Origin of the sequence: Paenibacillus sp. FSL F4-0122, from assembly GCF_038002845.1 — a bacterium.
Classification (GTDB): domain Bacteria; phylum Bacillota; class Bacilli; order Paenibacillales; family Paenibacillaceae; genus Paenibacillus_AQ; species Paenibacillus_AQ odorifer.
Genome location: NZ_JBBODI010000001.1, coordinates 3,592,983 through 3,615,110, shown reverse-complemented (window position 1 = coordinate 3,615,110; position 22,128 = coordinate 3,592,983). Strand labels below are relative to the sequence as shown.

Sequence of the window (22,128 nt, the reverse complement as noted above, 5' to 3'; positions counted from 1 at the left end):
CTAAAAAATCCGATATTTAGCAAAACGATACGCCAGATAGTAACCCAGCCCGATAAATACGAAGGAAACTACAGATTTTATCAATCCTAATGCGGTCGATACAGAGTACTGAGCATCCTGAAGACCAATTCGGTAAATCATCGTGTCCAAAATATCGCCTGATTCATACACTAGCGGATTGTACAGATTGAACACTTGGTCAAATCCCCCGTTCAGGACGTTGCCAAGACTGAGTGTAAGCATCAGGATCATAATCGGGCGAATGCCCGGAAGCGTAATATGCCAGGTCTGCTTCCATCTTCCGGCACCATCGATTACAGCAGCTTCATAAAGAGAGGAGTCAATGCTGGTTAAAGCCGCCAAATAAATGATCGTCCCGAATCCAAACTCCTTCCATTGATCTGTGATCACTAGTACGTATGGGAACCAGCTATTGTCGGCTAGAAATTGAATAGGCTGCATGCCTAGTGCTTTTAAAAGCATATTGACAATCCCGCTGCTCGGAGACAGTACATCTACGATAATCCCACCCAAGATAACCCATGAGAAAAAGTGCGGCATATAAATAATCGTCTGAATTGAACGTTTGAAGCCGTTTACACGAACCTCATTAAGCAATAAAGCCGCTATAACTGGCACGGTCAGGCCAGCAATAATTTTCATGACGGAGATAAATACAGTATTCCATACGACCTGTCCAAAACCGGGAAGCTCAAACAAATAACGAAAGTTTTCGAGCCCTGTCCAGTTCATATTCTTAAACCCTGAAATCGGGGAAAAATTCTGGAAGGCAATTACAAGGCCAGCCATCGGAATATAACTGAAAATAATGATCACTATTAAGGCAGGTAAAATCATTAAATGGAGCGGAATATTACGTAGAAATTGCTTAGTATTAAAGTGCATATGCTTTCTCCTCCTTGTATCTCAATTATAGAGCAGCCCCAAATTGCCTTAATAGTGTAGCGTATTGACTTTAAGTATCTTTTGTTGACCTGGTTATCGAACCGAATAGCTGTTCAGCCAAAAAAAGAACTGCCCGTTTGTCATTATCATGACTAGGGGCAGTCCTCTTCTGCGTCGTTTTTACTAGTTAGCTTTTACGATATCATTTACTTCTTTCGTAATTTGATCTCCACCGAGCTTTTTCCAGTTGGCTACGAATTTGTCGAATTCATCGATAGGAAGACTTCCGTAAATGATTTTGACAAAGGTCTCTGCACGCAGTTTATCCAAGGTAGCCGCTTTGCTGTTCATCGTTTTGGTTGGGGCATAAATGAACTCATTCATCAACACCAAGTCATTGTCGCGGTAGTGTTTGATAACCGATTGTGAGCTAAGCGGCCCAAAGATCCGTTCCATATGCCATTTATCAAGATCTCCGCCGCGGTAGCTTTGAATATCATCATAGAATAATTTAGCTTCAAGGCCCATGTTTGAGGTATCCCCCGATTCAAGGGCTTTTTCCACTTCATCCTGTGCCTTTACATTTTTGTTCGGTGGCAGGTTGGATACAACCGCGTTTTGGAAGCCCAGACCTGTGTCCCCGTTCAAATATTTTGCCCGTTCTGTTTTAGCGGACTCCCCAAACATTTTCTCTGCTTGGAAGTTAAGCAGCTTGATCAATGCCTCCGGATGCTCGTAGCCCTTACGGACCGCGAATACGCCACCAATTGTAAGATGGTTTTGAGTTTTGGCAGGTTGGTCATCAATAGATTGTACTGGATAAGGCACCCAGTTAACATTTTGATCTTTTTTAATCATGTCCTTTACTTGGAAAGGGGCCCATTGCGGCAAAAATAACATACCGGATTTACCAGCATTCACATCCTCCATCGCTTTGGCAAAGTCTTTTACCCCAAACTCTGGATCAATGACTCCTTCTTTATACAATCTTTGCAGCTCCGCAAGTCCAGCTTTTACCTCCGGTTGAATCGTACCATTCACAACCTCGCCATCGGCATTTTTGATCCAAGTTTCCAGGTAGGCATGGTACCCGAGAAGAAACGCATTGATTGGCAAGTCCTTGTTCAACGAAATGCCGTAAGTATCCTGTTTGCCATTTCCGTCTGGATCTTTAAATGTAAAGTCTTCTGCAATCTTAATAATATCCTGCATGGATGTTGGTTCTGCCAGACCCAGCTTGTCCATCCAGTCTTTTCGAATCCATATCATATCAGAGGAATCCAGCGAACCCGGGAAGCTTACCATCGCCATCAGTTTTCCATCTTTCGTAACCGGCTTTAGTCCTGCTCCGTCTTCTTCAGCGTAATATTCTTTGACAAGATCCGAAGCATATTTATCAAACACCCCGGTCAAATCCTCCAACATGCCAGCTTCATAAAGCTGCTCGAATTGCACCGTGGACACCTTTAACAAATCAGGCAAATCGCCGCTCGCCAAGGTAACGTTCATTTTATCGTTATAGTTGGCATCAGCCACAATCCAGTCATAGGACACTTTAATCCCAAGTTCTTCCTCGTATCCTCTGGTCCAGATGTTATTGGAATGTGTATCGCCCTGCGCCAACGTCTCTTTGCCTGTTTCGTTCATCGTGGAGCGAAGTTTGATCGGCGGGTCATATTTGGTTAAAGGGCCGCCTTCCATTTCCGTTTGCGCACTAGTGTTTCCCTCTGCGGAACTACTACTGTTTCCACTATTATTGCTGGAGCAACCACTGAAAACTAATGATAAAACAATGGCCGATGCCATTAAAGGCAAGCCTTTAATCTTACTTTTCATCTATTGAACCTCCCTTATTTTCTATATCCTAATTGTAAGAAGAAAGCGTTAACACAGCGAGTGTGAACCGTTTACATTCGGTATCTTTTCTTTACCTATTCATGTTCGCCTAACAAAGCTCCGCTTTAGGATCACTCTGATTATCATAATACTGTGAGATTGTAAGTGTCTATGTATTGGTAATTAATTACACAAAAAGAGGCTGATCCTTATGCTATCCCTTAAGAATCTTAGCCATCAAGATTACCTATAATGAGCCGGCGGTGCATAGTGTAGGAGGATTGCGCTGAGAATTGCGTTGTGGATCGCGTTGAGGATCGCGCTGAGGATTGCGCTGAGGATCGCGCTGAGGATTGCGCTGAGGATTGCGCTGAGGATTAAATTAAGCATTGAATTACGCGGCATTACGCGTTTAATTGTATTTAGTACACTTATAATGCATCAAATCACTCGGCCAAAGGATATAAGTGTATTTCGTACACTTATATTCTTGCTTTTCTCGCCGATAGGTGAATTCTCTAGTTTTTAGTTGCAGAGAATGCAATTAAAGATTCACATTCGCCTTTTGCACAAGAAATAGCTGTATAGAATACAGTTATTTTCCGGATTCCAGCAAGAATCGGCGCACAAAAAAATGCTGGGTGGAGACCGAAAACTGCATCTGCCAGATAGAGATGCTTCAGTCACTCCGCCGCGCTGCAAACTAAAAAGCCAGGCAGCGCTCCTCCAATCGTCGGAGAATCGCTGCCTGGCTGTCTTTTTAACACTTATTGACCTATGATCTGATCAGTCTTTCCTTGCAGCTCCACTAGCTTCATGATCACCGAAGCCGCCAGCGCTTTTGTTACATTCTGCTGCGGATTAAACTTGCCGTTGTCATCCTTTAAGAGTCCCAATTTCACAACAAGAGCCACGGCCCCCTTATTGTTTATAGCTGAGCTATCACTAAACTGACTTACAGTCACATCTTTATCAAGATAAGCTGTGAGTTTATTGTATTTCAAGAAATTAGCCAGATGAACAGCAAGCTGTTCCCGGGTTAACTTACTCTCTACTTGCAGGCTTTCATCCTTATTGATCCATTTACGATCAGCTGCAAAAATAACTGCATCATAATATGAATTCTCTGGCTTCACGCCTGCTACAGTTTTCCGTTCATTATTATTATAATAATTGGTGAAATTTGGGCTAGAAGCTTTGGCAAGATAGGTTAACCAATCACCGACAGTTATTTCTTGATCCGGGTTCACTTTGCCATCGGCATCCGGTGTAATCACATGGTGGTTTACCAATTCTGATAATTCCCGCTCTGCTGTATGGCCTTTGATATCCGTTGCAGATAGTTGAGCATCCTGCTGACCGAGATAATCATAGACCGCAATCCATTTTCCAGTGACTGCATCCAAAACCTGATTCAATCCGTTAGATTCATCAAAGGTTGTATCATATACCAGCTTCACCTTCGGTGCGACATAGTTTCTATAAGTATTGTATCCGCCAACCTGAGTATACTTCAGCTTAGTCTGATATTTAGGTTTATAACTTTCGAGCGCTTCTTTCTTGGAAATTGTTGCATCAGGCGATAATGTGATTTCATCGATACTGCTTATCCGATTCCCCATGTAAGAAGTCAGTCTGCCGTAAAGATCCAAGCTTACCGTAATGGTGCTGCCACTCACAGGAATTCCTTGATGATATCTAATAAACTGATATCCATATCCTGATCCGTCTGAAATCAAACTCGAATTATCCCCGTATTCTACCAGCTTTAGCTTCTGGCTCGCCTGAGGATATAGACTATTAATTATACTAAGCGCTTTCACCTTCGCTTCAGCCTCACTAAGCTTCTTACCTCCAGCAGGTGCCGGCTCTTCCTTCTTCTTATCCTGAATAGCACCATAAGCTTGAACCTGGTACTGCAATACTTCACCGGTCTTTGCATCGATCTCGGCAGAGGATTGCTCTGGAAAGCCAGCACCAATGTAACGATCATTTCCATTACTGCCCCAGTATAGCTGCCAGATTTTTCGATCTGAATCCTGATAGTCATTTCTCAAGGTTTGCGAGATCAATTTACGGTCTGCTGGAATATAAGCAACCTTCTCTACAAGTTGTGCTGCTTCTTTTGCAGAAAGCTCTGTACTAGAACTTCTTGCCTGAAAAACATCCTTACTCTTCGCTACTTCTGAATACACGACTGAGGTGGATACGGATTCTTTTCCTTCATAATCTATCCGCTTGCCCGTTAATGCATCGATAGGATATAGAGACTGATCTATTGGACGCCAGCCTAGAATCCAGTTGTTAGGTTTTCCGTTCTTATAAATAGGAATGTAAAATAGGCCCACATCAAACTGTTCCGCAAATTGCTTCTGTGCTTGCTCCAAGGTAATCTTGGGCTGTGCAGACGGGTACTCAAGCCCTTGAGAAGACTTAGAGAATTGCGTTACATTTCCGTTACCATCCACAACTATGTTAATGCTGTCCGATCCAGAAGGAATACCATTCTTCAGAATACTGAAGTTATACCCATATTGAACAGGACCGAATAATGATTCCGAAAAATAACTATAACCGACATTCTCATTTAATTGCAGCTCACTGCTCTTAACTGATGAGGCTGCCTTAGCCACAAAAGTCTTGGCGATCTCCAATGCCTGAGTCTGCGATACTTTCGGTGGATAATAGGACTCGTTCTTTTCCTGCGAGAATGAGAGATAGGTATTGATGATATCACCATTAATGGCGTCTACCTCACTGCTAAAACCATATCCCATATTCCCTTCTTGAACCTGCCACTGAATATGCCAGATCATTTGATTTGCTGGTGCTGGGTAGCTTTGGTTAGATCCCAGTTGAACATTGTTTACAGTTGCATCTTTTAGGGATGGGAATAGTTCTTTTAACTTTGCAATGGCTTGCTCCTGCGTGAATTTCACTTTTGTAGGATCAGCCTCAGAGTTCGTAGTCGTAGCTGGAGCCGCTGATTGCGTACTAACCTGCGTTACGGAAGTGTTGCTGCTAACAGATATAGAATCGGCTGCGGCTAAGCCAGGGGGTAAGAGTAACGCGAGTGCAACTGAAGTGATCAATACCGTTTTAGCCGTTTGATGAACAAAAAGAGTACTATTGCTTTTCAAAAGAATTCATCCTCCTCTAACACGTGATTCATATTATTATACAGATATTTTCTTGTATTTTCCATAATTATTTAACGACAGGAAATTACGACATTTTGGTGATGTGAGCTATAATGGTAAACAGTTGCAGCTATAATTCATCTAGAAAGGGGGTCACCGACATTACTGACTGGAACCTTCAGCCGCTTATTGACGGTATTACTAGCCTAGACATTCGCAGTTGTCTAATCGTTCAACATGGAGAAACCATACTGGAGCATTACCGTGATCCACAAATCGCTGCAGAGCTTGGCAAAATCAACTCGTGCACCAAAAGCGTACTTTCTGCCTTAGTTTGCATAGCCATAGATAAACTAATCATTCCACCTCCAGACACACCTATTTCTTTATTTTTTCCTTCATTAAAAGAAGATCGTGACCCACGTAAAAAGGAGATCACTATCGAACACTTATTAACGATGACCGGAGGCTTTAACTGGACAGAGTTCGGTGGGCAGAATTCTTTTCCGGCCATGACTAAAACCGCGGACTGGATAAAATACGTGCTTGCACAGCCATTAGCTCATACACCAGGAACCGTGATGACCTATAACTCAGGCTCCTCCCAGCTTTTGTCCGCAATCCTGCGTGATTGTTCTGGACAAGCGGTTGCAGAATTTGCCGAAGACCAGCTGTTTCAACCGCTTGGTATTCAAAGCTATCACTGGGAGAGCGATCCGCAAGGCATACATACCGGTGGGTTCGGACTTCATCTGAAGCCAGAGGATATGCTGAAATTCGGCTTACTTTATTTACAGGAGGGACGCTGGAAGAATCAGCAGATCCTTTTTTCGGATACAATTCAGCAATCCACTCGCCCTTACGTTGAAGCCAATCATCCGCAAAAAGGATTCTACGGCTGGCATTGGTGGGTATCCCAGTTCAATGCAGGTTCAGAACAGCAGCCGAACGAGATCCCTTATTATTTTGCACTCGGCTTCAAAGGTCAGCATATTATTGTAGTTCCTGCTTACGAGCTGGTTGCCGTTATCACCGCGGATAAGTACAAAAAAGGCTCTCCTGCAAATGTTTTCGGCCGGTTTATTGTACCTGCTCTTCTAGGGCAGTAAGAACCAGAAATCACATGCAGTTCTATGTGTGGATACCACACAATCCATAAAGCAGCCGCAGCCATAGACTGATAAAGTCTTGGGCTGTCGCTGTTTGATTTGAACGAAAAATCGTTCTCAATTTTTCATCAATTAGTTTGCTGCAAGCTTAAATGACACCAAATTTCTTTAATGCGTAGGCTATCCCGCCTTCACTTGCTTTTTTTGTAACAAAATCGGCTTTTTGTTTTAACTGTTCCGCACCATTTCCCATCGCAATGCCCAATCCCACATACTCCAACATGTCGATATCATTTCCACCATCACCAAACGCGATAGCTTCTGACCTGCAAATATTCAGATAATCCAGCACTTGTTTAATCGCAATTGATTTAGAAACTTTTGTTTCTTCAAGCACATTCATAACGTATCCGTGAAAACGTTCGAACCGTAATTCAGGAAATCTATCTTGGAATTTTTGCGCTTCATTTTCGTCCGCATACAAGCATATACAGTAAACCTCCTCTGGCAGAGCGCTCATTTTTTCGGGATATTGTGTAAGACTCAAAGTCTCCTTTAATGCCTTCATAACGCGCTCATCCTCGGAACCCATTCCGTTCATGGTTATAAGTTCGGTGAAATAGGACATGCCATGTCCGTTTAACTCAGCAAAAGCCGAGACATCCCGCACGGTTTCTGTTGAAAGCATTGATTTATAGATAACGTTATCCTTACATTTGATAAGCGCACCGTTAGCAGAAATAAAGGTATCAATGCCCATAGACTTGAACTCTTCACATAAGTTATGCGGTCTCCCTGTTGCAACTACGACATTAATTCCTCTCTCTATCAACTTCTCAATTGCTTCTATCGTGCTAAGCGGGATGCTTCTATCAATTTCACTTACTAGAGTACCGTCCACATCAAAAAATACAATCTTATACATATTATGAAATAAGCCTCCCCGTTCGAACGTAACTAGATAGATTATATTTCATGGGATCTAAAACAAGAAGGAAGCCGATCACATGGATCGGCTTCCTTCTTGTTTTCTTATTCAGCTTCGGCACAACAAACTTACGTCGTTAATTTTGCATATACCACAAAAAATAACATCATTTCACCAATGATCAGGTAATTAGGTATAAGGAACAACAAATCTACTGCGAAAAAAACACCAAGTAAACCTAATAATAACGCCAAATGGAATATCCCTAACCGTTGCTGTATACGTCTATATTTATGGAAGACCAGTGAGGTAGAGAAGAAGTAGAGCAGGACCGATCCAAAAATAAAACACACCATAAATATATAATTTAATTGATCTAAAAATAACAGTTGGATCGAAGCTGCAATCATACTCAAGGATACATAAATAAATAAATGCCCATAAATTATGGTTTGCCCGGCAGTCTCTATAGTCTTGTCCACTTTCTTTTCAACATTATCAAAATATTGCCACCACATAGCTATAATTAATAGAAAAGTTAATAATGCAAATACAATAGATTGCCACGTCCAGTGGCTAGACTGTAAAACCGCAAGGATACTGACCACTGATTCCCCAAGCAGAATAAGCGTAAACAACGAGAAGCGTTCTAATAAATGATGAGTATTGATCGGACTTTTCACCAAGTATTTCCGACCGACTAATGGAAGCAAAATGTCTACAGTAATTCCCGCATACAAAACTACATAACGCATCCAAGAGTCAAAGAAAAGTGATAAAGAAGAGATCACTAATCCAATCCAAAATCTGCTTCCCAGATACCGGGCAGTGCCCTTTCTATCATCCTCTTCATTCTTATTTACCGTAAGATATTGAATGGCTGTCATAGCTCTTAAACCAACATAACCTATTAAGAATGGCATATAATATTGATCAAAGTTAACCGATAAGCTCGCCGTCATTATTAATACAAAAAATAATTGTAGAATCAGAAATATCCGATGTGAAAAGATGTCTTGCCCAAACCGATTCACAAAAAGAGATTGCCCTACCCAAGCCCACCAGATCGGAACAAATATCAAGATAAATTTGGATAAGTATTCAAGTGGGATTGTACCCGCCTCTACATGCAATAGGACATGGCTCGCTTTTGAAACTGCTGCTACAAAAAGCAGATCATAAAATAGCTCCAGCCAAGTAACTTTCTTCTCAGCAATGGATGCTGTACTGTGCTCAAATCCCGATGTGCGTTTATTCATCGTCTGACTCCCTTGGTTTGGATGTGTATTTCTAATACAGTTTATCGAATACTTATCCATCTTAACCGAATTGATATACTAATTTGAAGCCCCTTTGCCTAAAATAAAACCAGCAAGCCCCCACATACGGGAGGCTTGCTGGTTTTTTCTGACTAGAGCTTTGTTCTTATTCCCCGGCAATACCGGAGCGTTCCACACTTTCTACGAAATGACGCTGTACGAACAAATACAGAATCAGAATTGGCAGAATAGTTAGAATACACGCCGCCATAACCTGATTCAGTCCAGTTGGGGCCATCCCAATAGAACCCGAAGTCATTTGCGACATCGTCTCCGCTGCCTGATTATTGGAACCATAAAACATCGCTAATCGCTGCGACAGATTATAGAAATCCGGTGTTGTTAAATACGTATTCGGTTCAAAGCTGTCATTCCAGTGCCATACCACAGAGAATAAGAATACGATCAGCATTGCGGGCTTGGCGATAGGAAACATGATTTTCCAGTACGTTCTGAATGCGCCTGCACCGTCGATACGTGCTGCTTCCTCCAACACTTTAGGCATTCCGCGGTAGAACTGAATAAAGATCAGTACGAATAATGCCCCCTTCAACCCGTGCCCAAACATAGAAGGAACCACAAACGGCAAATGTGTATTAATCCACCCCAAGTCACTAAAGAACAAATACAGTGGCACAACAATCGTCTGCGGTGGAACTAGAAAAGTAAACAGCAGCAGAACGAAACACACTGCGTAGCCTGGAAAACGGTATCTGGCAAAGCCATAACCGATTAAGGAACAGCTTAAGATTTGCAGAACCGCACTCCCGAAGGAAATAATCGCACTATTTGCGAACCCGGCCCAGAATTTTAGCGAATCCCATGCCAGAAAATAGTTGCCAAAACTAATCTTTTTCGGAAGCCATTGCACTGTGGCATCGGCCACGTCTGTTACTTGCATCATGGATTTGGATACCATGTATAACAAGGGATATAGGAATACGAACGTTAAGCTGAGAATAACCAAGTAATAAAAAGCGATATTCAGCACCTGAAGCGAACGTTTCACGACCCTGTCCAGCTTGCCGCTTGCTTTTAGACGAGTTGTCAGATGTTCCATGTTCGTTGTCCGAACCTGCTTTACGGATTCCTTCAACATCTTCTACTTCCTCCCTTCGGTGGCACCGAGCGACTTGCTGAATAACAGGAAGACCAAACCCAGAACCAAGAAAATAAACACAAAATAAATCCAACCCATCGCTGAGCCATATCCAAAATCATTATTCTTAAAGACGACATTCAAAATATGACTCATGATTTGATTATCTGCCTTCGTGAATGAGCTGACGATACTAAACAATGTGTTTACGAGCATCATCGGCATAATCATCGGGAAGGTGATTTTCCAAAAGCTTTCCCACGCGGTTGCTCCATCACATTTGGCCGCTTCATACAGTGAAACAGAAATCGTCTGTAACCCCGCTAGAAAAATCAGAATTTGCACGCCAGAATCCCACATCACCAGCGTTAAAGATTCTGCATATTTCAGCAACGACTTCAAAATGTCGCCGGGGATAAAGTTATGGAGCTTATCATATAAATCCTGATTATAAAAAATCGGTAAATTTGCGGCACCCTGATCCATCAATTTGCCCAGGATCGCCCCTGAAGCAATGATGACCGGCAAAAAGAACACGCCACGAAAAAAGGTTTTTCCTACGAGTCCGCGATTTAGCAGAATCGCACAAAAGAGCGAAAAGATAAGAATTAACGGAACCTGAGTCACCGTCGACACCATCGTCGATTTGAGCAGAGGCAAGAAATTAACATCTGTAGTAAAAGCGGCGCGATAATGCTCCATCCCAACAAAAGTGGCCAGTAAGCCACCTTTGCTCACTTGGAGATCCTGAAAGGAATAATACAAGGAACGGCCCAGCGGAACAGCCATAAACACCAGAAATCCGACCAGCCACAGGCCGATGAAGGAATATCCTTCAACGAAATAACGCGCTCGCATCGATAGCTTTGATTTTTTCACTTCATCATCCTCCTGTTACCGCATAGCTGAATGCCTCGACGGTCTGACCAGACACGTCAACAGACTGCTCATTATAGTTGACTATAATGCTCACACCGTTTGCATAAGTCGTCCGAAAGACCTTACTTTGCAGCTGCTCATGATTCGTCATTTGCTGGTTACTAATGCTGTCATAGACCTCTTTCAATGCGAGATAATTCTGTACAGAAGGTGCCAGCCAGTTCTCAAGACTAGAACTGAACAGCCGGTCTGCCATGGTTCTCTGAAGATCGCTAGTCGGAGCATAAGTTAATTCATAACTTGGAAGGGCTCCATATTCCAGCGCCCGTAAGGTTTGGTTACGGGAATCATCGTACAGATTAACCGGGCTTGCTGTATAAGGCACTAAGCCGTGTAACACTAGTTGATAGAAAGGAATCGCCCGATCTGTATAGACAAATTGACTGGAGTCGAGCGGCACTTGATCAATCCGGTTCACATGTCCTAATGTATAGGCAAAACCATAATCTACTGCCGTGTTAAGCTCACCCTTACGGAAGTTATCCAATGCATTAACATAAGTATCTTCTGTAAGCTGGCGGTCCGTATTGGATTTATTATCCTCATCGGAGTATAGCAAGCTTCCAAAGTGTTCAAACTGTACACCCTTCACACCCAAATCCTGGAACTTGCTCAGCTCAGCATTACTGCGTTTTGCGATAACACTAGGTTTCATTAAATAGAAATAATCATCCGTATTCCACCGGGTAGAGAGATAATAAACGTACTGCTTCAAGACTTCACGATTAATGCCGCGCACAGCATCTCTGCTTGCCTTCACGCTGTTGCTATCTTGGTAAGGTTTCACGTAGTTAGCTTTCAAATAAAGATTTACGCCCTTGCCTGCGGCATATTCCTGAAGCTCTTTAAGTCCCTTTTTACCTCCCAGCTTCTTTTCAACCGGAAATTGTTCTGGCTGGTTTCCGTATAAACCATTTTTGGACCATCCCTCGATCGTAATCTCTAGCTGAGTAACACCCTCTGCCTGATATTGATCAATCATGTCCTTGATTTGTTTAAACGTAGCTGCTTCTATAAAAGTTGAACCGATGACTTCATCACGAGAAATCCCACCGAGCACTTGAAGATACAATGGCGTGTTCTCAAGAACTACTTCCTTGACCTTTTTCTCTTCCATTAAGTAATTACGGTATTCCTTCGCCATCCCAACGTAGTTAGCTTCCTCGCCTTGGAGCAGAACATAACGTACGCTACGATCGGTTTTGATCATCTCACCCTGATAATAAGGAATTTGGCCGGAATTGCCGACAAAAATAACATCATCCTTGCGCAGGGTAAATTCACTTGATGCTCTATAAAGCGAAATAGCGCGAATGCCTGATGGAACACCGTTTATTTTAGCGTCGGTATCTCCCTTAGTAACAATTGCTAAATATCCGGTGTCTCCCTGATAGATCCCAAACACTGGCAAAGCGATAGCTTTTTTAAGAGGTGCCGCCTTTTGCCAAGAGTTATCCGTAATTTCATGATTTTGTTTCACGAAGGTTTCGTCCCCGCCGTAAATGTACTCAGAATAACCTTTCAAATAAACGGGATGTTCTTTACGAAACTCCAGCAATGCCCCTGAACCATCTGGAAGCATCATTGCCCCCTCTGCATCTTCTCTAGCCGCATGAAAAAATGGCAGAACCTCCAGACTCGTGAATTTCGCATTCCCCTCTTCCTTCAAATACTCCTGTGGAATGGAAGCCTCAAATCCATTAGCCGTCAGTCTGTACTCCAGAGCAAAAGAAAGCTTCAGGCTAATAAAAGCAAACTCCGCGCGGACGACATCTTGCTCAATCGTTACGGTAACCGTGGAGTCCTCATCTTTAAGTGGGTAGACCTGTGTAATGTCAGCCCCCTGTGTGTATCTTGCATAAATCGGCGCGGTCGTGTATTTCTTAATATTTGGCATGGCTGTTCGCTCCAGCTGTGGAGATCCAAGCCACTCCTTGTTTGTGATTTTGTCTGTGATGCGAAGATTTCCCGATTTCTCATCTACATACAAAATATAGCGTTCGTTCTCCAGTGCTTTTGTTCCAGGCGTGACCGGCTGCAGCTCAACCTTCTGAACAGGTGCTGCTACGACGGCTGGAGTCTGCTCTTCTGCAGGAACCGCAGTCTCCTTTTCTTTCACAGCAGTGGCCTGCCCTTCAACTGGTTCAGTCACCACCGATGTTTGCTCTTGCCCAACCTCTTTGCTTTCTTCAGTCTGAACAGACTGCGCAGCGGTGGACGGATCGGCGGAACTGTGTAGGGGTTGAACATTTATCACTGCGAACAGCATCATCACAACAATACAGAGAATGCCCCGCACTTTAACTTTTTTTCTCATCGTGTTACCTTTCCCTCCTTACGCGCGCAATCTCAATTCTTTGAGCAGATCGACAATAAATGAAACAAATTGATTGGAAATACCAAACAGCAAAATACCTACGAACCAGATAATGGCGATTCCTATTACACTGATTATGGTGATAAAAATAACCTTGCGAATCTCAAAATCATGCAGGATCTTCACCTTCATTAAAATCAACCAAGCCACCCAAAGAATCACAAACTTGTGCAGCAGATTGAAGGTTGAAGCCTCATCCAGCGAAAGGACCAACGTTAACAGTGTGACTGGAAGGATAAAGAGCATGTATGGAACAAGGGCAAAGGCACTGCCCACAAAAATCTCTTTGAATTTCCCCTCACCATCCATAATCGTACTGACACCCCAGTTCGAGACACACCAGGTCAACCAAGGAACGATAAGCCAAATAAACTCATGAAACATGGAGATTTCATGCGGCTCTCTTGTTTGAAAAGCATACCCTGTAATCAGAATCGAGATCATTCGTGCCACAAAGGTCAGTAGAACGATGGCAATCCCCTGTATCCAGCGGATACGTTGCTTTCCTTGAATATCGTTATAGAACTGATAAGGATGAACTACAACCTGATGAATCATTCGCAAAGTGTTCATCCAATCTCCCCCTTTGCCGGATCCAATACTGCCTTGTTTCCTCTATACAGCCAGGTATGGAATCTCCGGTATAATCTCGGCACACTCCAGAGCAGTACTAAGAACAGTCCAATTCCGCCGGCGAAGAAATAAGTAAAGTGCTCTCGGATAAACAATTTACGATATTCGCGGAAAGCAGATGAATAGTCAGCTTTGGAATTTGAAAGCTTGAAGTAGCTCATAGATTCCTTATATTGCTCTGCTTTATATAGCGCTTTGCCGATAGCTTGATAAGCCATATCATAATTGGCGTTCAATCGCAGCACCTCTTGCCATAAGGATTGCGCTTCGTCATAGCTGCCATCTACATAGAGCAAAGACGACTGATGAACCAAATCCGCAAAGGGCGTGGTCCGGAAGCGATCGATTCTGCCCCGTCCTTTATCCACTACATAGATCAGGCCATCAGCGGTTTGATCTACGGCGGAAGGAGTCACGAAGAGTCCATTCTGATCCCCAATCCCGCCAAAGCTGAATAACAAATTCCCCAGCTTGTCATATTGGAAGACTTTACTGGACTGCAAATCCAGCGCAGTTATAAATCCGTTCTTATCAATACTGATCCCCATAAAGGAAGCCATACTGAATGGACCCTCAGAGTAATAATCACCGTACCAGCGTTTACCAATGTTCAGCGTATCTACGCCTACCGGAGATAACCGTTTGATCTGGTTGTACTCTTCGCCCAAGGTTGTGCTGTAGATAAACCCTTCTTCATCCAGATCCACGTTCGAGAACTCAGAAGGTTTAACGGTCGCCAGCTGGTTCTGCTGCTCTTTAGTAGCCACCAGCTTAATTAAGAGACGTGTCCATGAGAAACCTACATGGTTCGCCCCATAGAACCCCTTGAACTTACCGCCCGAGTCAATTTGCAGCAACCCCTGCGTGTTACCATCGCTCACCACATACATATAATCACGCTTATCTACGACTAATTTAGAAGGAGAATAAGAGAAATTAGCACCCAGTAATGGGCTGTCCGGTTTTAGAAACTCTTTTACGAACTTGCCATTTTTATCAAAAATAGCAATACGCGCGTTTTTTGTATCTGCTACATATACCGTTCCATCCTCTTTCACGAATACACCCTTCGGCTCTTGCAGCTTGCCGCTGCCTTCCGTATCGCCGATCAGATTTAGCAGACGACCGTCCTTATCCATATGAACAATACGGCTATTGCCCGTGTCTACTACGTAGAGTGAATCGTCATCACTAATAAAGAGAGATTCCGGATTTTTGAAGGACCCCGTATCTGTTCCTGTTGGATCGATAGAAGAATCGTAGAGATAACCATTAATCGAGCGGACCTCATTGCCGGACTGATTCCACGTATACCCCTCATATGGGGCTTCACCAGCTAGCGCCTGCCCTGGAAGCAGCAGCACTGGCAGTGTCAGCGTCACCAGTAGCCCTGTTAGCAGCATTTTTTTCATATTACGTCCTATCATCATGACTCCCCCTATTCCTTCAGCCCCGAATGGGCCATTGTCTGAAGCACCATCCGCTGCGTTAATATAAAGACAAGAATAGTCGGGAGAATCATCAAGAAGCTTGCTGCTGCCAAAGTGCCTACCCTAGCAACGACTCCGGCTCCACCACTGATAGTTTGGATGGCGAGCGGCAATGTCTTCATTTCCTGAACAGTCGTATAGACCATTGAAGGATACGGATCATTCCAAGCAGAAATGAAGCTAAATAAAGCAAAAGTCGAAATCGCCGGCTTAAGCATTGGCATCACAACCACCCAGAATACCTTCCATTCTGAAGCCCCGTCTATGCGGGCCGCCTCTAATAAAGCGTCTGGAAGCTGCCGCAGGAACTGGGTCATAAGGAACATTCCCATGGGTGCAGCCAGATAAGGTAAGATCATTGCAAAATACGAATTCATTAATCCGCTGCGGCTAATCAGCAGATATTGCGGTATTTGCAATACTAAGGGTGAGAACATCAGCGCCGCCACAATCATACTAAAGATAGCGCCTTTAAATGGCATATTGTGCTTGGCAAGCGGATAAGCCGCCATTGCTGAAATTAAGACACCCCCGACCACAATCCCCGATGTAACGACCACGCTATTGAAAATAAACCGTGAGAACGGCACCGCCGAGGTTCCGGTAATTAACAACAAATCACGAAAGTTCACCAACGTCGGATTCACTACGAAAAACCGCGGTGGGAACAGGAATAGTTCGCTTGTTGGTTTTAAAGCAGTCACTGCCATATAGACAAGTGGCAGCAGCATAATTAGGCCAAACACCGTTAAGAACAGATATAAAAAGATGCCGCCATAGTCAATACGCCGTAAATTTATTTTGTGCATCCTAATCCCTCCCCAGCACTTTGAAGATGAGACGGTTGAGCCCAAGCATCAAAGCGAACAGTAATACAGCAATCGCTGACGCATATCCCATCTCAAAGCGGATAAATGCGTAGTCGAACAGATGCGCCATAATCGTATGGCCTGCATAAAGGGGACTCGGAAATCCAACAAGCCGCATACTGACGTCAAATACGGTAAGCGAACCGACCACCTGCATCACCGCACCGAATAACAGCTGCGGTTTGACGCATGGAATCGTAATGTACCAAAGCTCCTGCCAGCGGTACTTGACCCCATCAATTGAGCCAGCTTCATATAAATCTGTCGGTACATTTTGAAGTCCGGCCAGAAAAGCAAGGAAACCTACCCCCATACTCATCCATAAGGAAACTATGATGATAACGGGTACAATGGAATCCACATTTTGCAGAAATAAATAAGGTTCATTGATAATCCCCAGCTGAATGAGCCAGTGATTAAGCAACCCCTTGCGGTCGCCGGCGAACAAATACAACCAAACCACGGACATTGCTACTGCACTTGTAATCGATGGCACATAGTAGCATAGGGTATAGAAAAAGCGGAACTTCTGCGGAATCTGGCTAATCAGCCAGGCCAGCAAGAAGGCCATAATATAACCTATCGGACCTGTAATAATGGCAAATTTCAGCGTAATCCCAACAGCTTTAAGAAAGATATCATCGTCTACAAACAACAGCTTATAGTTAGAGAAGCCAATGAATCTCGGTGTCTCAATAATGTTGTAATAGCTGAAGCTTAGAACGACGGACATGATAATAGGAACAATAGTAAAAACGGTGAACAGAATCAGGAAAGGGGCCAAGAAATAATAGGAAACTTTATTTTTCTTGATATCTAACCAAAGCTGAGTCCATTTCCCGGGAGTTTTCGTCGGCTGCATCTGTACGGCTTCGTTCTGTGCCGGTGTAATTATTTCACTACTCATTTCTGACCTCCTTCCTCTTTGGCGCTTGAAGTCTGGGAAGTTTCAATTCCGAACTCTTCGCGTTTCTTACTAAGCTCTTTATTGATTTCACGTACACCTTGCTCCATCGCCTCCCGCGGGAATTTACCGTTGAGCACAATTTCATTCCAGATGTTGGCGATATGCCGGGTCGTGTAATATCCTCCAAGCACCACTTCGCGCTCTTTAAACCACTCCCACTGTTCCATAATGGCGTCGATATCATCTTGCTGCCACGGCAGACGTTTGAGTGCTTCAACATTGGCTGTATTCCAACGAGCTTCAACACCCAGCAAAGACTCAAGCTCTGAGCCGAAGTTCTCCTGTGCATCCGCACTGGTCCACCATTTCAGGAACTCCCAAGATTCTTCTTTCATATCCGTATCCTTAAAAATAATTCCTGTCTGTGCAAGCCCGCCTGTAGAACGGTTAATCTGTCCATCGGCTTGTTCAATACCCGGCATTGGTTTCATGCCCCACCAGCCTGTCAATTCAGGTGCGGCAGTAGATAACAGAATGTATGTGGAATAATCAGCAACGCCGATTGGCATCTCTCCAGAACGGAAACGGTTATAGAAATCCGCTTGTTTCTGCAGCTTGTAGTTCGTAAAGAGTCCCGTCCACATTTTCATAGCTGTCAGTGCTTCTGGTGAATTCAGATCAGACAACATCCCATTATTCTTATAGAAATCCCCGCCATACTGGAATAAGAACGGTGCAAACTCATTAATGGCTAGACTCGGGTTGTTCGGGGCATGTGGATAATAGAAGTCCATCCCGTTTTGTTGCAGCACAGGAATCAGTTCCATAACCTCTTGCCACGTATCCGGAATATCCTTATCGCTAATGCCCAGCTGTGCCATAATATCTTTCCGGTAAAAGAGCATCGTGAAGTTCTGATTCTCAGGTAAGGCAAAATCTCCGTTATCATACTTATAAGGAATCAGTGCACCCGCTCTGAAACGTTCAGCAACCTCTTGATAATCTGAGAATTCATTCAGATTCACGAGTGAATTCCGCACCGCGAAGTCAATCGGCACTTCACCCTCAACCCCCAGTGCCACATCGGGAGCAAGTCCGGCAGTATTGGCTAATAACAGAATCTGCTTCTGATCCGCTGCAAGCGTAGGAATAATATTGACGTTCACCTTGATGCCCGTGTTTGGTGTAAAGTCCTCATCCACCATTTGCTTAATGATCTCCGCCCAATCACGTCCACGTGAGATCCAGACATCCAGCACCTTTTCATTTTTGTACGTATTTCCTATGCCGCTGTAATCCTTTGTAAAAGAACTAAAGAAGTCATACGTCATCGTCCCTACACGGGTATACCAAGGAGCCGCGTCTTTAGGCCATGGCTGATCTTCCGACTTCACTTCAATATAGTCCATTACAATACTCTGCTTCATTAATCCGTTGACCCATAAGCCAAGTGATGACTGCAGGTCCGTAAATTGCTGAAGACGACCTGGAATACTTGAGGTATCCTTCGCCATTTCCAGGAACCGGTCACGTGCTTCATAAAGCGTACTCAGCTCAGAGCTTCCATCAGCAACGCCAAAAGCATACATATCCTGCACAGCATCATCCAACGTCCGCGCCATCAAATGTAAACGTGGCACAAGATTAGGAATGTTCTGCTCCAGCTGCCAATCCCCGTTTGGATCAGGGTTCGTTCCCGTTACCTGCGTGATTTCACGTCCCAAAAGAGACATTTTATGTGTAGTGTTCAGCACAGCTTCAATCATTCCGCCAACGCCCGATACTTGAACTTCCATCCGCAACGTATGCTTACCTTGTTCTAGATAAAAGAAGTACTCTCCATCCTCATTCCCTAGCTTGTTTACTTGCCATTCCGCTTTGTAAGGGAATTTCAAGGCATTCAGCTCTTGGAACGGTACCTCGCCATCAATCATAATCCGGCGTTCCACCGGTATCCCGTTTAGGAACCACTGGCCGTAACGAATTGCGATATTGTAGAGCCCTGACTCAGGAATCTCGAAATCCCATTCCGCCCATTGTCCACCCGTACGCCAACCGACACCCCCAAAACTATTAAGCACAATAGCATCTTTGTTAAAAGGTTCGGTGAGTGGCTCCCGGTCCTCGATCCGCTTCAGCGTTGGATCTGAACGAAGGGAGGATTCTTCTGCCTGAATTTTAATCACTTGATTCTGAACAGGCTTGTAACCCTTATTCTCATACTCCTGCTTCACTTCCGCATAAGTCGGGAGCGGTTCTGGAGAAAATATTCTCAGTTCACTAAGTGCAGCCGGTTCCCGGATGGCTTCCAGCTTCACCGTATGCTCCCCTTTGGTCAGATAAAAGCGAAAGGGATCCGCAGTTCTGGCCTCGGCATCTCGAAACTCCCGATATTGCCAGCCTGTTACCTCTTCCCGCTTGGGATTAAATTCATTCCCTTGATTGTCCAGCCATGGCTCTGCACTTTCCTTCCACATCCGCTGGAATTCCATTTTTTTTACTTGAGAGAATAAATACTCCCCATCAATCTTTACGCTTCGAATGATCGAGGATCGTTTACCAGGAAGGGCATAATACTCCATCCCCATCTGATACAAACCATCTGCCGGAACCGTAAATTTATATTCCACCCAGCTATCCTCTGCTTTAAGCGCTAGTACCTTGCCGGGTTTTCCACCAAGATCCGTCATTACCTCTGTACCTTCAGAACTAATGGCCTTATAATCCCCCGAAGGAATAGCAAGCGTAAAATCCGATGAGTCCTTTGCTCCATCCTGCTGTTTTTCCTCGTAATAGCTTAAGTAAGAGGCTTCGAGTTTTGAATTCACACTATCGCTTTCTAAAATAGAGCTTTCATCAACATCCGCATAAACGGGGATGCCATCCATCGCTGAATTATCAAACCCTCGTGATTGATTCCACCACACTAGGGAGACTCCTAAAAGTACCAGTAACAACAAACTAATCTTATATTTTCGCAGTATGCGTAACACGCATCGGTCTCCTCCCATCTTTACGGGCCTCTCGGACTTAAGTGAATACAAGCAGGGCAGCTCTGGCAATTGCAGGCTGCCCCTCCTGTTATTAGATTTCCTTACGGCTGCATTCCCATTGCCTTTTTAAAGGCAGCAATTTCTTTGGAAGCTTGCTTCAAGACATCATCACCAATTTTTTGAATAGCCGTCTTGGAATCTGTGTTCTTAGCCAGTGCATCACCGATCGCCGTTATAAAGATTTCCCAGCCCTTGTTATCTACTGGTGTAAGGTGTTTGACAGGAATATCATTGCTTAATTGTTCATATAGTTTAAATTCCTCTTGCCCACCCAGATATTCATTTTTAGTGTTTGCGTACCAATCAAGACTGGAAATATCCTTGTAACCCGGCTGAATGGAATGTTTTGTCCAAATTTTCCAAGCATTTTCACTTCTCATGCTCCACTGAATGTAAGCCCATGCCGCTTCTTTATTTTTGCTTTGCGAAGGGATAACAAAGCTTGATCCGCCCATTCCCACGTTAATTCCTATTGGCAAACGGGTTACCTTCCATTTTCCGGCAAGCTCAGGGAATGTTTCTTGAAGTCCGCGCGCTCCGAATGAACCCGATACGACACCAACCAAATCACCTTTTAGAACTAGCTGTTTACCTTCGTCTGAGCCATAACCGATATGTGGTGCCCAGCCCAGCTGTTGTCCACGTTTTGTAATATCGAGAACCTTCACCATTTTGTCCGTATTACGTGTCCAGTTCATATCCTTATCAAAGTAACCGACTTCATCTCCTGCCCATACGATCGGGCCATCGCTCCACTCCATAAAATATTTACCGTTAGCTTTCAAAATTTGAGCCAAGTTCAAGAGATTCTCTTCATCTTGCATGTATTCACCGAGCTCAGCAGGATCACTTGGCAATCCAAGCTCTTCAAAAATGTCTGCACGGTAGTAATAAACCCCCGGGGTCATATCCCAAGGCATACCAAGCAGCTGTGAGCTGTCCGGTGTCATCCAACGTTCCCAGTTATACGGAACAACCAGATCTTTATATTTTCCAGCGTTATAAGGCTCTTCCAAAAGATTCTCCAAAACATTTCCCGCCATATAACGGTTCAACTGATACATCTCTACTTCTGCTACGTCCGGTGCCCCGCTACCTGCGGCGATTGTGGTTTGCAGCTTGTCATGCAGGTCGCCAAAGGGCATAACTACCGTCTTCAGCTTAATACCAGGATATTCAGCCATAAATGCAGCGCCGACTTCATCAAATACTTTTTCATTAAAGGCCCAAACCGTAACCTCACCTTGAATATCTTTGCTTGGCAGGTCGTTGGCAGGATCTGTTGCTTCCGTGCCCTCTGTAGCTGTTGCATTGGTTGGCTCACTAGCATTATTGGTTTTTTCAGTGTTCGTTTTTACGTTGTTAGATGCATTTTGATTCGTCGTTGAGCTTCCAGCGCTGCTACAGGCTGACAGAATAAGCACAAAAACCATTAACATACATACGACTAAACTGCTCGTTTTTCTTTGCGAAATCATAACCTAACCTCCCTCTTAAATTGAACAAATAAATGCTTGTTTATA

The 22,128-nt window shown here is 43.9% G+C and carries 15 protein-coding genes; 1 reads left to right on the top strand and 14 read right to left on the bottom strand.

All coding sequences use genetic code 11. The features are described 5' to 3' along the window. From MHH49_RS15610 to MHH49_RS15600, 3 genes are all read right to left on the bottom strand, one after another. A complete protein-coding gene (locus MHH49_RS15610) occupies positions 1–906 on the bottom strand; it encodes an ABC transporter permease (RefSeq protein WP_036679607.1) in 906 nt (301 codons plus the stop codon). Between the two features lie 183 nt (positions 907–1,089). Further along, positions 1,090–2,742, bottom strand: a complete 1,653-nt coding sequence (locus tag MHH49_RS15605) for an extracellular solute-binding protein (protein ID WP_076179392.1) — start codon at positions 2,740–2,742, stop codon at positions 1,090–1,092. 767 nt (positions 2,743–3,509) lie between these two features. Further along, positions 3,510–5,882, bottom strand: coding sequence for a YcdB/YcdC domain-containing protein (locus MHH49_RS15600; RefSeq protein ID WP_076272768.1), 2,373 nt, complete (start codon positions 5,880–5,882; stop codon positions 3,510–3,512). Between the two features lie 161 nt (positions 5,883–6,043). On the opposite strand from MHH49_RS15600, the gene MHH49_RS15595 reads away from it, so the two are divergent. Then, positions 6,044–6,991: a serine hydrolase domain-containing protein gene (locus MHH49_RS15595; protein ID WP_038574807.1), complete on the top strand. Its 948-nt coding sequence runs from the start codon at positions 6,044–6,046 to the stop codon at positions 6,989–6,991. A gap of 148 nt (positions 6,992–7,139) precedes the next feature. Here MHH49_RS15595 and MHH49_RS15590 read toward each other — a convergent pair whose 3' ends face one another. The 11 genes from MHH49_RS15590 to MHH49_RS15540 form a co-directional block, all read right to left on the bottom strand. Beyond that, a complete protein-coding gene (locus MHH49_RS15590) occupies positions 7,140–7,916 on the bottom strand; it encodes a Cof-type HAD-IIB family hydrolase (RefSeq protein ID WP_076146369.1) in 777 nt (258 codons plus the stop codon). A 131-nt stretch (positions 7,917–8,047) separates the two neighbouring features. Then, positions 8,048–9,136 carry a low temperature requirement protein A gene (locus tag MHH49_RS15585; RefSeq protein WP_038574808.1) on the bottom strand — a complete coding sequence of 363 codons (1,089 nt, stop codon included), beginning with the start codon at positions 9,134–9,136 and terminating at the stop codon, positions 8,048–8,050. Between the two features lie 208 nt (positions 9,137–9,344). Next, positions 9,345–10,337 carry a carbohydrate ABC transporter permease gene (locus tag MHH49_RS15580; protein ID WP_051491074.1) on the bottom strand — a complete coding sequence of 331 codons (993 nt, stop codon included), beginning with the start codon at positions 10,335–10,337 and terminating at the stop codon, positions 9,345–9,347. Between the two features lie 3 nt (positions 10,338–10,340). Then, positions 10,341–11,216, bottom strand: coding sequence for a carbohydrate ABC transporter permease (locus MHH49_RS15575; RefSeq protein ID WP_081382489.1), 876 nt, complete (start codon positions 11,214–11,216; stop codon positions 10,341–10,343). 4 nt (positions 11,217–11,220) lie between these two features. Further along, positions 11,221–13,593 carry a DUF5696 domain-containing protein gene (locus tag MHH49_RS15570; RefSeq protein WP_076099482.1) on the bottom strand — a complete coding sequence of 791 codons (2,373 nt, stop codon included), beginning with the start codon at positions 13,591–13,593 and terminating at the stop codon, positions 11,221–11,223. 18 nt (positions 13,594–13,611) lie between these two features. Continuing rightward, positions 13,612–14,226 carry a YIP1 family protein gene (locus MHH49_RS15565; protein WP_036679624.1) on the bottom strand — a complete coding sequence of 205 codons (615 nt, stop codon included), beginning with the start codon at positions 14,224–14,226 and terminating at the stop codon, positions 13,612–13,614. Then, a complete protein-coding gene (locus MHH49_RS15560; protein ID WP_143763116.1) occupies positions 14,223–15,716 on the bottom strand; it encodes an NHL repeat-containing protein in 1,494 nt (497 codons plus the stop codon). Before MHH49_RS15560 ends, MHH49_RS15565 begins: the two co-directional genes overlap by 4 nt. 8 nt (positions 15,717–15,724) lie before the next feature. Further along, positions 15,725–16,585 (bottom strand): carbohydrate ABC transporter permease, encoded by an 861-nt coding sequence (locus tag MHH49_RS15555; RefSeq protein WP_076212885.1) that lies wholly within the window; start codon positions 16,583–16,585, stop codon positions 15,725–15,727. A 1-nt stretch (position 16,586) separates the two neighbouring features. Continuing rightward, positions 16,587–17,552 (bottom strand): carbohydrate ABC transporter permease, encoded by a 966-nt coding sequence (locus MHH49_RS15550; protein ID WP_052097291.1) that lies wholly within the window; start codon positions 17,550–17,552, stop codon positions 16,587–16,589. Then, the gene (locus MHH49_RS15545; RefSeq protein WP_076212882.1) at positions 17,549–20,479 is read right to left on the bottom strand and encodes an extracellular solute-binding protein; all 2,931 of its coding nucleotides are present in this window, start codon (positions 20,477–20,479) and stop codon (positions 17,549–17,551) included. The genes MHH49_RS15550 and MHH49_RS15545 overlap by 4 nt, the downstream gene beginning before the upstream one ends. A 167-nt stretch (positions 20,480–20,646) precedes the next feature. Continuing rightward, positions 20,647–22,083 (bottom strand): ABC transporter substrate-binding protein, encoded by a 1,437-nt coding sequence (locus MHH49_RS15540; RefSeq protein WP_076212879.1) that lies wholly within the window; start codon positions 22,081–22,083, stop codon positions 20,647–20,649. Between the last annotated feature and the right edge of the window lie 45 nt (positions 22,084–22,128).

Bases quoted from the DNA above. Each gene is read 5' to 3' on its own strand.
- MHH49_RS15605 (WP_076179392.1), bottom strand. From the start codon at position 2,742: ATGAAAAGTAAGATTAAAGGCTTGCCTTTAATGGCATCGGCCATTGTT.
- MHH49_RS15610 (WP_036679607.1), bottom strand. From the start codon at position 906: ATGCACTTTAATACTAAGCAATTTCTACGTAATATTCCGCTCCATTTA.
- MHH49_RS15570 (WP_076099482.1), bottom strand. From the start codon at position 13,593: ATGAGAAAAAAAGTTAAAGTGCGGGGCATTCTCTGTATTGTTGTGATG.
- MHH49_RS15550 (WP_052097291.1), bottom strand. From the start codon at position 17,552: ATGAGTAGTGAAATAATTACACCGGCACAGAACGAAGCCGTACAGATG.
- MHH49_RS15555 (WP_076212885.1), bottom strand. From the start codon at position 16,585: ATGCACAAAATAAATTTACGGCGTATTGACTATGGCGGCATCTTTTTA.
- MHH49_RS15560 (WP_143763116.1), bottom strand. From the start codon at position 15,716: ATGATGATAGGACGTAATATGAAAAAAATGCTGCTAACAGGGCTACTG.
- MHH49_RS15580 (WP_051491074.1), bottom strand. From the start codon at position 10,337: ATGTTGAAGGAATCCGTAAAGCAGGTTCGGACAACGAACATGGAACAT.
- MHH49_RS15540 (WP_076212879.1), bottom strand. From the start codon at position 22,083: ATGATTTCGCAAAGAAAAACGAGCAGTTTAGTCGTATGTATGTTAATG.
- MHH49_RS15590 (WP_076146369.1), bottom strand. From the start codon at position 7,916: ATGTATAAGATTGTATTTTTTGATGTGGACGGTACTCTAGTAAGTGAA.
- MHH49_RS15565 (WP_036679624.1), bottom strand. From the start codon at position 14,226: ATGAACACTTTGCGAATGATTCATCAGGTTGTAGTTCATCCTTATCAG.